Origin of the sequence: Planosporangium flavigriseum (genome assembly GCF_011947225.1) — a bacterium.
GTDB classification, from domain to species: domain Bacteria; phylum Actinomycetota; class Actinomycetes; order Mycobacteriales; family Micromonosporaceae; genus Planosporangium; species Planosporangium flavigriseum.
This window is the reverse complement of sequence record NZ_JAATVW010000012.1, coordinates 1-13,283: the sequence shown is the minus strand read 5'-3', so window position 1 is coordinate 13,283 and position 13,283 is coordinate 1. Positions and strand designations below refer to the sequence as shown.

Genomic DNA, 13,283 nt, shown 5'->3' with positions numbered 1-13,283 from the left:
CACTGGCGTTCCGCACCGGACCGGGTACGGGGTCGGACCCTGCGCCTGCCGAATACCTCGTCCGTGCAGCTCAAGCGGCATGTTGATACTCGTGGAGGACGCTGCCGAGTCGGTCTGGCGCCGTTGCGTTGTGGAACCGGCAGACGTGTTGAACCCGCGCCCGGTCGGCGGTCAGATCGCTTGGGCGAGTTCGGTGAACGCTGCGGCGATCCGCAGGGCCGGTGGGGCGTCGACGGCGAGGTCGACCGTGGTTAGCCTCGATCGGATTGTTGGCGTACTGCTCGACGTGATGCCACGCCTGCGGGATCAGTTCGTCGAGCACGCCGGGGTAGACCGCGGCGGCGTCGGTAACCACCTCGCTGGGCTTGACTTTCAGCGTGGACAGCGCCCGGCGGAAGAACCTCCTGGCCGCGTCGGCATCGCGGCGAGCCGAGACGAGCACGTCGATGACCTGCCCGTACTGGTCGACCGCCCGGTGGACGTAGCGCCAGACTCCGTTGACCTTCACGTAGGTCTCGTCGACGTGCCACCGGTCACCCGGCGAGTGGCGGCAAAACCGGGCAGCGTCGGCCAGCAGTGGGGTGAACCGCTGCACCCACCGATACACGGTGACGTGATCGACCTCGACGCCACGCTCGACCAGCAGTTCCTCGACGTCGCGATAGGACAAATTGAACCGCAGATACCAGCGCACCGCGACGACGATCACTTCCGGTGGGAACCGGAAGCCAGCGAACGCCGAAGTCGGCGGCAACCAGGGGCGAGGACGACCCGACGACTTCACGGCCCAAGCCTGCCTCGATCACGCCAACGCTCAACGCAACAGTGCCGCCAGACAGAACCCCAGCTCACAAAGCGTGTGACGACTTATGGCACGGCACACCGCGTACGGCGCGTCTGCGCAGCTGGCTCAGGCTGATTGAGGTGAAGTCAGCTGAACGTTTCCTGGCAGGTCACCTGAGCTTCTTGCCGAACAGGAGCTTCCACGGTACGAGAGCGGACTCGACCTGCACGGCCAGGCTCATCTTCGATACACCCTCGGCCCGCTCCTGGAATCGAATGGGAACCTCGACGATCCGCATGCCGTGCTTGACGGTCCGGTAGTTCATCTCGACCTGGAAGGCGTATCCATTGCTCTGGATCGACGACACGTCGATCGTCCGTAGGGCTTCCGCACGCCACGCTTTGAAGCCGGCGGTGGCGTCCTTCACGCGCAGGCGGAGGATGGCGTTGACGTAGAAGTTCGCCCACGCGGACAGCGCCTTGCGGTGCCAGCCCCAGTCGCCCGCGACGGATCCACCCCGCACGTAGCGGGAACCGAGCACGACGGCATGACGATGTCGGCGCCCTCGTCGAGCGCCCGGGTGATGCCGGCGACGTAGGCGCGGCCGAGGCCGTCCTTCTCGCTGCGGTGCAGGACGCCGATGGTCTCCGGCGACTCGATCGCGAGTTTTTCCGCGACATCGCCGGTGCCGTCCGGGGAGTCATCGTCGACCACGAGCACGTGCAGGTTGGGCATCGGCAGGGCGCCGAGGTTCTCGACGATTTTCGGTAGGTTGTCCCGCTCGTTGTAGGTGGGAACGACAACGGCGATCTTGGGATCGTTGTTTTCCATTACCACCTCTCTTGGTTGCCTCGGGTGCGCCTCGTGCGCACCCGATTCGTCTGGGCACGACGGCCAACCAGGCGCGGTGCGGGTGCCCACTGGCCGGGTCATGGTGATGCGGCGAGGGCGGCGAAGATGATGATGTTGTCGGTGTAGTTGCCCGACGCCCGGTTGAAGATGCCGCCGCAGGTGATCAGGCGCAGCTCCGGGCGGGTGGTGGCGGCGTAGACCTGGTCGGTGGGGAAGTCACTCTTGTCCACCTGGGTGGTGCGGTAGACCGAGAACCGGGCGGTGGTGCCGTCCTGGCGGGTGATGCGGATCTGGTCGCCGCGCTTGAGTTTGTACAGCTGGTAGAAGATGCCCGGGTCGTGGTGGCCGTCGACGTGCCCGACGATCACGGCGGCGCCTGCCTCGCCCGGGGTCGGGCTGAGGGAGTACCAGCCGGCCTGCATCGGATCTTCCACCGGCGGCGTCTCCAGTGTCTGGTCGGCGGTGAGCCCGAGCGGTATCAGTGATGAGTCCGCGTCGATGGCGGGAATCGACACCCGCACCGGTACGGATCGGGGCAGCGGTGTCGGGGCGGGCTGACCCGGCAGGGTTGTCGGGGCGGGCTGCCCCGCCGACCGGTCGGTCGGCGAGACAGCCCGGGCTGGCCGGGATGGGCCCGATGCGATCAGCATCGACGCACCTTGAGCGACGGCCAGCAGTGCGGCCAGGACGGTGAGCAGTTCGAGCACCGCACTGCGAGCCGATCGCGGTTGCTGATTACTCATTGGTGGCCCGGCGGCGCCGGGCAAGGACGGCGACGCCGCCCAGGGCGAGGAGTCCGGCACCAGTCACCGTCATCGGGACGGCACTGCCGCCGCCGCTGCCGGATCCGGCCATACCGCCACCACCGGCACTGACCGCACCCTTCGGCGTGACGGAAACCGTCGCGGTTGCGGTCGCCGTTGCTGTCGGGGTAGCCCCGGCATGCGGACGGTTGGCCATCCCGCCAGCGCCGGCGCTGACCGCACCCTTCGGCGTGACGGTTGCCGTCGCTGTCGGGGTTGCGGTCACCGTCGCCGTAGCCGTCGCCGTCGCGGACGCACTCGCATCCGTCTCCTGTGTCAGCGGACTGCTGGCCGCAGCCCCGGCGGTACCTGCCCACATCACGCCCGCAAGCGCCACCGCCGCCGCGGGAAGCCCCGTCGCTACCGACACCCGCAGCCAACGCCGGCTGCGATGGTGCGCGGGACCTGTTGCCTGCTGAGACTCTCCATTGTCGAACATGTCCTGCACCGTTACCCCCTAGAGATCACAGAGTCGGCATACTGACGTACTGACCTTGGACTGCTGGGGTTTCACGTGGTGCAACCTTGCGTGGTGCCAACTACGCCGGCGGTATGAGACCTCCTACGCCATCGGTACTAGGCCGGCGGTAGGTGCGGTACCCGGACGGCAACGGGCTATCCACCCAGAGGCGAACTAAATCAAAATGCCGTCCAGGCGCACGCCGCCCGAAATGGACGCCGCACTGGTTGCGCACGGGGCCGACGTCGGACCTGCGCGACGAGAATCACGGCCAGCCCACGCGCGAGCCGACCCAGCCCGGTCGACCCGAATGACCGGGCGGCGCGAATGATCATGATCGACGCTCACGGCCGCTCGACAGGTGCCAGGAGCACGGACAGGTGCCGCGAGCACGGTAGCGGTCGTCGGCCAGGACTTCGTCGCTACGCTGACACGGTCGCCTGGACCGACCGGACCCGCTGACCATGCACGGTAACCGGGTACATGCACGATGCCCGGGTAGTAGCGCGTTGACGTGATGAGCCCTGCCAGACGCCGACTTCACGGCCAGCGCCAGGCCGATGACCACCCGACAGCGCCGTGGGTCAGCGTAAGGGGGTGATCGGCTGCAGCCGGCCGCCGACGCGGCAGGCGTACGTGTCGTGGCACACGATGCAATTGCACCGGGATCTTACCGATCGTGAAGGAGGAACCCGACGTGACGAAAGCCCGCGACGTCATGCACCACGGGGCCGAGTGCATCGGCGAGAACGACACCCTGGAGATGGCCGCAAGCAGGATGCGTGAACTGCACGTGGGAGCACTACCGGTCTGCGGCGCCGACGACCGTCTACATGGCATCATCACCGACCGCGACATTGTGGTGCGGTGCATCGCCGAAGGCGGCGACCCCACCACCGTCACCGCAGGACAACTGGCACAAGGCATACCTGTGTGGGTCGACGTGAACGCCGACATCCGTGAGGCGTTGCGCCTGATGGAGCAGCACAAAATTCGCCGGTTGCCGGTCATGGACAACCACCGGCTAATCGGGATGATCAGCGAAGCCGACCTGGCCACGCATCTCGGCAAAAACCAGGTAGCGCAGTTCGCCGGAGCGGTCTACGGCGCACCGCCCAATTCGTAACAGCCACGGCGCGGCTATCCTGGCGTCGTTGACAGACCTGGGATAGCCGCGCCAGGACGCAGCCGAAGCCGCCCCGACGACAGCCGGCACCCATCCGGCCCGTGCGATACCACCGAGCCATGACGCGGTACATCGCGAGCGGGAAACGAGGAAGGCGTGCTCAGGGTCGGCGTGCCGGGGCGGGTGCCCGTTGACTGACGGCACAGTGCGGCCAGGACTGTCACCCGGTGCGGCAAGAGGAGTGGGTGCGTACAGGCCCATCGTGCGCGTGCTGGCGGTTGGGCCGCGGTTCGTCATCTCGAGACGTGACGCTCTGATGCCGATGAGTCGGATGAGGCCACGACGGTCGTCTCGTCGCCGCGTGGAACAAAACCTGGCACGCCAACGGCCTGTCCTGGCCCGCCTGGTCGCCGCTCCTGAATAAGTCGGCCACGGCGACGCCGGCGATGCCCAGAGCCGCGACAGCCACCCCCACCGGCACCGTCCCGCGCAGCCGTGACCGGTTGTCAGCATGAAGCGGAAGTTGACGAAGACCTCACAACCCGGCGCCGTTGGCGAGCACCCGGAGTGGGCAGCCCCCGGTGTTCGGACAAGCAGGTCACTGTCCGGCGCAGCCCGCCGACGCGACCTCTTCGAGACCGGTGTCGTTGTGGGAGATCCAGTCGGCCACCTTGTCTTTGGCCACCGCGTCATAGAGCGTCTTGGCCTTCGCGTCGTCGGGCGCCATCACGCTCTGGTCGCCGGCCATGACCGGCCCGAGGTTCGGGCTGACCAGGAAGGTCAGATCGTCACTGCGGATGTTTCGCAACTGCAGGGCGGTGCTGGCCAGGGAGAAGCCGTTGTCGACGGTCAGCAGCTTGGTCACGGACTTCAGGAAGGCATCCAGCTTGCGCGGGTTGGTCAGCGTGCCGGTGCTGGTCGCCTTGTCCAGCAGCGCCTTGAGGAACTGCTGCTGGTGGCACATCCGGGTGAAGTCGCCGTCGGCGAACTGCTGGCGCTGACGCACGTAGTCCAACGCCGCGGCGCCGTCGAGATGGATGACGCCCCTGTCGAAATGCCGGTAGTTCGGCTCGGCGATCGAGGTGAACTCCCGGCCGTTGTTCAGGTCGACGCCGCCTAGGGTGTCGGCCGCTTTCTTGAACCCCTCGAAGTCGACCATGACCACGTGGTCGACGCGTACCCCCGTATAGCCCTCGATCGTCCGCACCGCCAACGGCAGGCCGCCCCACGCGAACGCCGCGTTGATCTTCGCGTTGGTGTCGCCGAGCTCCGGGTGGGTCGGGCTGCGCGGCACATAGACGTACAGGTCCCGTGGTATCGAGATCAGGAAAGCCTTCTCGTGCCCGGCATCAACGTGCATCAACACGATCGTGTCGGTGTGCGCGTCTCCCGGTTCGGGCGTGTGACCGGGGTCGTCCGCATCGCGGGAGTCGCTGCCCAACAGCAGAATGTTCTGCGCCCCGCCGGTCGCCTTAGCCGCCCGCGCATCGTGGCCCCGCCCGAACGCATCGGTACGCCGCAGGCCGGCGTCCACGCTCTTGTAGTACCACACCGCGCCACCGATGCCGAAGACTGCAACCAGCAGAAGCACCAGAGCAGCGGTGGCAGCGATCCAGCCCCAGGGAGGACGACGCCTGCGGCGGGACCTGCCACCGATGGTAGATCGGACGGACGCAGCGGACCCGGCGCCGGGATCAAACATGCCTGACCTCCTCATCCGCTTACCGGTCTCAGTAGGCGAACTGGACATGACACCGACGCTAAGCCCGCTCAGGCCTTCCGGTATTTCCGTCCATTTACATATGAACCGTGCGACCACAACAACGGAAACAAGACCTGGCAGCCGGTCGCCTGGCGCGCATGCTGGCGGTGGCCCCGTCGGGGTGCGGGTGTGGTGACAGCCACCCCGACGAGGCGGAGATCTTCGTGTGCTGGTGTGGGGGTAGGGGTCAGTTGGTGTCCGCCGGCAGGAGCTGGCCGACCAGGCCGTTCATCTCGCCGTTGGGGCCGGCGCTGAACCACAGCGTGCCGGTACCGCCGGTCTTAGCTGTGCCAGGCAGCAGCGACCACAACCCGTCGATCACGATTGTTTGGTCGTTCTGGTCGCGTAGTTGGCCGAGGAACTTGCCATCGCGGAAGGCGTTGATGTGTCCGTCGCCGAAGTTGCCGACAAGCAGGGCACCGGCGAGCTCTCCGAAGCTGTCGGGCGCGAAGGCCAGTCCCCATGGGGAGTTGAGGGTGCCGCGACTGGCGACGCGCGTCAGGCCCTTGTCCCCGGTGAACTCGTCGACGAACCCGTTGCCCGGACCGGCCTCGTCGTCGACGTTGTCCGGCGGCAGTTGCTTGGCGAAGGTGACGAAGACGGAGTCACCGAAGGCCTTCACGTTGAACGGCGCGAAGCCCTCGGGTATGTCCGGGTCCTGGAAGCGCTTGGACAGCTCGGGCCGCAGCGTGAAGTGCTCGTCGAAGACGTCGATGCGGTTCTGGTGGAAGTTGGCCGCGAGCAGGAATGGGTGGCCGTCCCAGTGGACTATGGTGATCCCCTTGTACACGGCGCCGTCCACCTGTGCGACCAGGGTGGCCTCACCCGGTGTCGAGGTGTGCCGGCTGACGGCGGTGATGTCACCGGCCTCGCTGGCGAAGATGAACCTGGCCGGGGCTTCCTTGCCGTCCGGGGTCTTCACCTTGAATTCGTCGGTGTCGTTGAAGACCACTCCCGTCGGCGCGCCGCCCGGGATCGTCACCGAGTCGTCCACCTTCGTCGGCGTCTCGCCGTTCATTCCGTCGGCATACATGGTGGCCACTCCGGTGCCGTTGTTCGCCACCCACAGCGGCGTGTCCGGTCCGAGTGCCAACCCCCACGCGTTTTGCACGTCCGCGTCGAACAGCGGTGTCGTGCCCATCTGATCGGAGATCAAGTCGACCCGGTTGAACTGGGTCTCTTCACTCTCATCGTCGGCTTCGGATGACGCCGGGGCGGACTGCCCAGCGTCGGATGAGGTCGAGACGGATCCTCCGCCGCCGGATGAGGTCACGGTGACTCCCGCAGCATGGGCCGGCGCAGCCGCCGAAAGCGCCAGCAGTGCGGTGGGGCCGAGTGCGAGCGCCCGCACAACGGTGCGGGAGAGTGCCTTTCGCTTCACGGTTCTCCCTTCGCCAAGGCCGGGACATGGGTCCCGGGGAACGAGCGGCACGCGCCTACCCGAACACTCCTGGTTAAACCGCACCATCTCGACTGACACATCGACGGTTGTCGGACCATCTTTGCCCGCGGGTGCGTCCGGCGTCGCGCGCGCCGGGTTCAGGCGCCAGCCGAGGTAAGCCCGCAGCACCGCTGGTGATACGACCCCTGCGGTGGCAGCGCATGAGCGTGGCAGCCGCAGTGGCGATCATCGGCGTGGCTCTGGTCAGCGCCGCCACCATGACCGGAGCTGTCACGGCCGCCGGTGCCCCGGTGGATCAAACCCCGGAACGGGTCGCGCTCGTCTGCGCCGGCATCGTGCTCGCGCTCATCGTCTGGTGGCTGGGCACCCGTCCCCTGGTCCGAGCCGACGCCACCGCCATCGAAATTCGCCACATCACCGGCGACTACACGCTGCCGTGGAGCGCGGTGACCCGTATCCGCGTTCCCCGCGGCGAGTTGTGGGCAAACCTCGAGCTCGATAACGGCGACGTGGTCGGACTCAGCGCCGTGCAAAGCATCGACGGCACCCCTGCGGTGACAGCAGTAACGGCGCTGCGCGCCCTGCATGCCGCGGCACGGCAGCCCTCGTCACACCGCTGACCCAGTAGCCCACGGGCGCGCCGCCAGGCAGCGCCCGCCACCCGCCACGGGTGCACCCCACGGTTGCCGCCGCCACTGACCGACACCAATCGCACACCAGCGGCTACCGTTGGTGACCGCAGTAGCCGGAAAACGATGAGGTAGACCGTGAAGCTGGGTTGGATCCGGGCCGCCCTGGCCGCAGCCGTGGCGACCGTGGCGCTTTCGCTGGTCGCGACGCCGGCGTGGGCTCATAACGCGCTGCGTTCGTCGAGCCCAGCTGATGGTGAGCAGCTGGCCGCGCCGCCGCGGCAGGTGGTGTTGGAGTTCCGGGAACGACTCGACCCGAAGTTCACCGTCGTGGCGATCACCGGCCCCGGAGGCCCGGTCACCGGCGAGCCGGTCGGCGTCGACGGCGTGCGAGCGGTACAGCCACTGCCGGCGACGCTGCCCGACGGGCGCTACACCGTTGCCTACCGGGTGGTCTCGGTGGACGGACATCCGGTACAGGGGCAGCTCAGCTTCACCGTGGCCGCACCTGCCGCCGCACCCTCGCCCACGCCCGTGTCCCCCATCGCCGCAACCGCGCAAGCCCCGGTCGCGGTGGGGGCGGCGGGTAAGGCCGCGGGCGGCACGTCCGGCGGATCAAGCACTGCCGCCTGGTCTGCGGCCGGACTGGCCGCCGTCGCGCTAGCCGCGGGCGCGGGCTGGTGGGCCGTCCGCCGGGCACGGACCGGCCGGTCATGACCGCCGCTTCCACGACGCGACGCCCACGGCCCGCGCTCGCGGTAGCCGCCGTCGCCGTCGCCACGGTGACCCTGGGTCTGCTCGCCTGGTACAGCGGCGCGACCCGGGTCTCGACCCTGCCAGGCCTGCCGTCGGCCGGGGCAGCCACGGTCTGGCTGTTGGTCGCGGCCCGGTTGACGGCAACAGCGGCCGCGACGGCCACCGTCGGGCTGCTGCTGGCGGCACTGGTCCTGGCGCCGCGCACCGACGGCCGGCTGTCGGCGGCCGGGTTCCGCTGGCTGCGCGCCGCCGGCTGGACGGCCGCGGTCTGGTCCCTCGCGGCGGTGACGGTGTTCTGCGCCACCCTGGCCGACCTGATCGCCAGGCCGCTGCCGCTGGCGCTGTCGATGCCAGCGGTGACGAACTTCGCCACCGTGATACCGCTGGGCCGGGCTTGGACACTCACCGCGCTGGCCGCCGCGGCGGTGTGCGTCGTCTGCCGCCTGACGTGGACACCGCGCGGCGGCCAAGTAGCGCTGGTCGCCGCGGCGGGCGCGGTGGTGCCGCCACTGTTCACCGGACACGCCGCCGCCGCGGGAAACCACCAGCTGGCGGTATCCGCGCTGCTGTTGCATGTGGTGCCGGTGACGCTGTGGGCCGGCGGGCTGCTGGCGCTAACCGTGTCGCGGCGGCAACCGGCGCCGGTATTGGCCGTGGCCGCGCGGCGGTTCTCCCGGCTGGCCGTGTGGTGTCTGGTCGCGGTGGCGCTGTCCGGGCTGGCCAGCGCCTGGCTGCGGCTGGGCGGCGTCGCGGCGCTTTTCGGCAGCCGCTACGGGCACCTGATTCTGATCAAGACCGTCGTGCTCGCCGCCATCGCCGCGGCGGGCTGGTGGCAGCGCCGCTCGGCGCTGCCCGCGCTGACCGCCGGCGACCCCCGGCCGTTCCGGCGGCTGGCCGCCGTCGAGGTGCTGCTGTTCGCCGTCGCGATGGGCGCGGCGGCGGCGCTGTCACGTACGCCGCCGCCACCCGGCGGTGCCGAGGAGGACGCGGCCACCGCACTGCTGGGCTACCCCATGCCACCGCCCCTGACGGCCGGCGCGCTGGTGGGCGCATGGCTGCCCGAACCACTGGTGCTTTCCGCCGCGCTGGCCGCGGCCGGGCTGTACCTGAGCGGGGCGCGGCGGCTGCGCCGCCGCGGTGAGCGCTGGCCGGCGCCGCGGACCGCGGCGTGGCTGGCCGGCTGGGCAGTGGTGGCCGCAGCCACCAGCAGCGGCCTGGCCCGGTACGCGCCGATGCTGGTGAGCGTGCACCTGATCCAGCACCTGCTGCTGGGCACGGTCGCCGCGATCCTGCTGGTGCTGGCCGCGCCGGTCACGCTCGCGCTGCGGGCCCTGCCAGCAGCCGGCGACCGGGACTGGCCGGGACCGCGCGAATGGATCCACGCCTGCCTGCACGCTCGGCTGGCCCGGGTGCTCACCCATCCGCTGGTCGTCCTCGGCATCTACGCGGGGAGCCTGTACGCGCTGTACCTCACCGGCCTGTACGAGCTGACCCTGCGCGCCCACGCCGCGCACCTGGTGACGATCGCGTGTTTCCTCGCCGCCGGCTGCCTGTTCTTCTGGGTCATCATCGGCGCCGACCCCGGCCCGCGACGGCTAGCCCACCCGCGGCGGATGCTGCTGGCGGCCGCCAGCATGGCCGTCCAGGCCTTGCTCGGCGTGGCGCTGACGCAGTCGGCCACCCCGATCGCCGCCCGTTGGTTCGCCCAGCTGGCCCGGCCGTGGGGACCCACCCCGCTGGCCGACCAGCACACAGCCGGCGGCATCGCCTGGTCGTTCGGCGAAATACCGGCCCTGCTGGTCGTCATCGCCCTGCTGCTCGGATGGGCCCGCGCACGCGCACAGCGCGGCCTCGACCAGCCCGCCCCATCCACCCCGGCCACCGCGCCGCAGGACGTGACGGATCCGCTGTCGGCCGGTTCCGCGGTCGGGCCGCCCGGCGCGGCCGTATCGACCGACCGGCACGAGCCATGGGCCGCGACATCGAGCACGCCGGAGGCGTGCGCCACAGACGGGAATCTCGTCCGACCACGCGACGACAACTGATCTCAACACGTCTGACCGACGCCACCCACCGGCCCCCGACTCGCTTGTTTGATGCCTAGGCTGGTCAGTAGGGCCGCGATCTGCGCGGCGACGACGAATGTCCAGGCGCGGTGGAACGCGTCGACCGGTTGGCTCGTGGTGACGCCGAGCAGGGCTACGAGGGTTGCCACGCCCAGAACGGTGCCGAGTTGTCGGCTCATCGCGAAGATGGCGCTGCCGGTCGCGCGGCGTTCGGGCGGTAGCGCGGCGGTCATGGCGCCGGGTAGGGCGGGCGCGACGAACCCGATGCCGACGCCGGCGAGGAGCAGGGATGGCAGGTAGGCGCCGGGGTAGTCCGGCGTCTGGCCGACGAACGCGACGAACAGTGCCGCGCCGAGCGCGAACACCGCGGCTCCGGTCATGGTCACGGCGCGGTGGCCGTAGCGGTTGATGAGTCGAGCGGTCAGGCCGAGCGCCACGATTGTCACCACGACCGGACCGGGCGCGAACTCGAGGCCGGCGCGAAGGACGCTGTGGTGCCAGACCCGTGTGAGGAACACGATGTTGCCGAACACGTGAGCGCCGAAGCCGGCGAAGAATACGACGCTCGCCGCCGTGGCTGCGGAGAACGAGCGCCCGGCGAAGAGGGCGAGTTCGAGCACCGGTTGCGGATGACGAGCGCAGCGGGCGAGGAACCCGGCGACGGCGAGTAGCCCAGCGCAGAGGACACCCATGGTTGTGCCGGAGGTCCATGACCACTCGTTGCCTTTCACGATGCCGAGCGTGAGCAGGCCCAGCCCGCCGATCAGCAACAGCGCGCCGAGCAGGTCGGGGCGTCCGGGCCGGTGTTCGGCGCGCGACTCATGCAGCAGCAACGTTGCGCCGAGGACGGTAAGCGCCGCCACCGGCAGGTTGACCAGGAAGATCCAGTGCCAGCTGAGCTGGACAAGTAGGGCGCCGACGGGTACTCCGGCGGCGGCCGCGAGCGCGCCGCTGGCGGCCCAGACTGTGACGGCGGCGGTGCGGCGGGCGGCGGGGAACTCGTCCAGCAACAGGCTCAACGAGGTGGGCAGCAGCGCGGCGGCGCCGACGGCCTGCAGCACCCGAGCAGCGACCAGCCACGACACCGAGGACGTAGCGGCGCACCAGGCAGAGGCGAGGGCGAAGACGAGCGTGCCGGCGATGAAGCCACGCTTGCGGCCGTAGGCGTCGGCCAGCCGGCCGAACGGGATCGGCAGGGCGGCGAAGACGATCGTGTAGGCGTTGAGGATCCAGGACAACGAGGCGTCAGTCGAATCGTGGAAGACACGCTGGAGGTCGGGGTAGGCGACGTTGACGATGAACAGGTCGAGGCTGGCCATGAAGGTTCCAGCGGACGCGGTCAGCAGGACCAGCCGCAGGCGCCACGTTTCGGACACCGGCTACCCCGTTCGGAGTGGGTAGTTTCATTGGACTAACTCGGTATCGTTACGCTACCAAGAGTTGGTACGGTCACGCTACAATCGTGAGGATGTTGCCGCGCGCGTACGCCAACGAGCACTGCTCCATCGCCGCGACCCTGGAGATCGTGGGCGATCGCTGGACGCTGCTCATCCTGCGCGAGGCTTGCCAGGGGGTCCGGCGCTTCACGGACTTCGAGGACCGGCTCGGCGTGGCGCGCACGGTGCTCAGCGACCGGCTCGCCCGGCTGGTCGACGAGGGGATTATGAAACGGCGGCGCTACCAGGAGCGTCCCGAGCGTTTCGAATATTGCCTGACCGCGAAGGGCCGCGATCTCTGGCCGGTGCTCAGCGCCCTGCGCACCTGGGGCGACCGGCACCTCATGGGCGGAAATCCGCCGCTGCTGGTCCGCCACCGCGACTGCGGCGGGCTCATCACCGACCGACGCGTCTGTGCCGACTGCGGCGCGCCCGTCGAGGTCGACGACGTCGAGCGCGATCTGGCCAGCTGAAGCACCCTGCGTGTCCACAGCGCCTCGCGGACGGCGTCGTGCGGCAGGCCCTCGATGCGGGCCCACCGTGACAACGCGACAATGAACCGCATCCCGGTCACCGTCCCGCCCGTGCTGCCCGCCACCGTCCTGCTCGTCGTGTCGGGCGGCCGCGCAGTCCGGACAGGTCATCGACGTGCTGGTGTCGGCGCGCCGCGACGCCGACGCGGCCCGGAGGATCTTCCGCCGGGCGCTATCGGCGTTGAAGGTCAAGCCCACCGAGGTGGTTACCGACGCCGCCGCGGTCTACCCCGGCGTGCTCGACGAGCTGATCCCGCAGGCGTGGCACCACGTCGATCAGTACGCCAACAACCCGAGCGAGGCTGATCACAGTCGACTGAAGCACCGGTTGAGACCGATGCGCGGATTACGAACGGACCAGACAGCACACGTGATCATCGCCGGACACGCCTTCATGCAGAACCTCCACCGTGGCCACTACGAACTCGCCGTCGACGCCCCGCCCATACTGCGGGTCGCCGCCGCGTTCACCGAAATCGCCCAAGCGATCTGACCGCGGACCCAGCACGAGTTCAGCGCGTCGATCGGCCGTCGCATCCGGTCAGCGACCGCGGCGACCTGCTCGGTGGTGGCGTGCGGACGTTCCGGCCGATTCGAGTTGGCCACCCACACGTTCCGCCGCTACCTGGATCGTCCGTAGTGCTCCGGCCTTCAGGCCGGGGGTGAAGCGGACC

11 protein-coding genes and 2 pseudogenes are annotated in these 13,283 nt (G+C 69.3%); 6 read left to right on the top strand and 7 right to left on the bottom strand.

The window, feature by feature from the left end; translation table 11 throughout:
• Positions 1–70: 70 nt before the first annotated feature.
• The 4 genes and pseudogenes from HC028_RS17065 to HC028_RS17050 all read right to left on the bottom strand — a co-directional run bounded on the left by HC028_RS17065 (position 71) and on the right by HC028_RS17050 (position 2,878).
• A complete protein-coding gene (locus HC028_RS17065) occupies positions 71–754 on the bottom strand; it encodes an IS6 family transposase (protein ID WP_308442100.1) in 684 nt (227 codons plus the stop codon).
• A 199-nt stretch (positions 755–953) separates the two neighbouring features.
• A pseudogene (locus tag HC028_RS17060) lies at positions 954–1,615 on the bottom strand (polyprenol monophosphomannose synthase).
• A gap of 98 nt (positions 1,616–1,713) precedes the next feature.
• Positions 1,714–2,379 carry a class F sortase gene (locus HC028_RS17055; RefSeq protein WP_203981596.1) on the bottom strand — a complete coding sequence of 222 codons (666 nt, stop codon included), beginning with the start codon at positions 2,377–2,379 and terminating at the stop codon, positions 1,714–1,716.
• Positions 2,372–2,878, bottom strand: a complete 507-nt coding sequence (locus tag HC028_RS17050; RefSeq protein ID WP_168078344.1) for a hypothetical protein — start codon at positions 2,876–2,878, stop codon at positions 2,372–2,374. Before HC028_RS17050 ends, HC028_RS17055 begins: the two co-directional genes overlap by 8 nt.
• Positions 2,879–3,578: 700 nt before the next feature.
• On the opposite strand from HC028_RS17050, the gene HC028_RS17045 reads away from it, so the two are divergent.
• Positions 3,579–4,025 (top strand): CBS domain-containing protein, encoded by a 447-nt coding sequence (locus HC028_RS17045; RefSeq protein WP_308442099.1) that lies wholly within the window; start codon positions 3,579–3,581, stop codon positions 4,023–4,025.
• Positions 4,026–4,623: 598 nt separating this feature from the next.
• Here HC028_RS17045 and HC028_RS17040 read toward each other — a convergent pair.
• Both HC028_RS17040 and HC028_RS17035 read right to left on the bottom strand, forming a co-directional pair.
• Positions 4,624–5,616, bottom strand: a complete 993-nt coding sequence (locus HC028_RS17040; protein ID WP_239075720.1) for an LCP family protein — start codon at positions 5,614–5,616, stop codon at positions 4,624–4,626.
• A gap of 358 nt (positions 5,617–5,974) precedes the next feature.
• Positions 5,975–7,168: a TIGR03118 family protein gene (locus HC028_RS17035; RefSeq protein ID WP_168078342.1), complete on the bottom strand. Its 1,194-nt coding sequence runs from the start codon at positions 7,166–7,168 to the stop codon at positions 5,975–5,977.
• Positions 7,169–7,389: 221 nt separating this feature from the next.
• Between HC028_RS17035 and HC028_RS17030 the strand changes: the two genes are divergently transcribed.
• The 3 genes from HC028_RS17030 to HC028_RS17020 all read left to right on the top strand — a co-directional run bounded on the left by HC028_RS17030 (position 7,390) and on the right by HC028_RS17020 (position 10,619).
• Positions 7,390–7,809: a PH domain-containing protein gene (locus tag HC028_RS17030; protein ID WP_168078341.1), complete on the top strand. Its 420-nt coding sequence runs from the start codon at positions 7,390–7,392 to the stop codon at positions 7,807–7,809.
• Between the two features lie 147 nt (positions 7,810–7,956).
• On the top strand, positions 7,957–8,535 hold the full coding sequence (locus tag HC028_RS17025; RefSeq protein ID WP_168078340.1) for a copper resistance CopC family protein: 579 nt from the start codon (positions 7,957–7,959) through the stop codon (positions 8,533–8,535).
• A complete protein-coding gene (locus tag HC028_RS17020; RefSeq protein ID WP_168078339.1) occupies positions 8,532–10,619 on the top strand; it encodes a bifunctional copper resistance protein CopD/cytochrome c oxidase assembly protein in 2,088 nt (695 codons plus the stop codon). The genes HC028_RS17025 and HC028_RS17020 overlap by 4 nt, the downstream gene beginning before the upstream one ends.
• Positions 10,620–10,621: 2 nt before the next feature.
• On the opposite strand, the gene HC028_RS17015 is transcribed toward HC028_RS17020, so the two are convergent.
• Positions 10,622–12,016 (bottom strand): MFS transporter, encoded by a 1,395-nt coding sequence (locus tag HC028_RS17015; protein ID WP_168078338.1) that lies wholly within the window; start codon positions 12,014–12,016, stop codon positions 10,622–10,624.
• Between the two features lie 92 nt (positions 12,017–12,108).
• Between HC028_RS17015 and HC028_RS17010 the strand changes: the two genes are divergently transcribed.
• Positions 12,109–12,549, top strand: a complete 441-nt coding sequence (locus HC028_RS17010) for a winged helix-turn-helix transcriptional regulator (protein WP_168078337.1) — start codon at positions 12,109–12,111, stop codon at positions 12,547–12,549.
• Between the two features lie 142 nt (positions 12,550–12,691).
• Positions 12,692–13,102: pseudogene (locus tag HC028_RS17005) on the top strand (DDE-type integrase/transposase/recombinase); the annotation flags it as partial.
• Between the last annotated feature and the right edge of the window lie 181 nt (positions 13,103–13,283).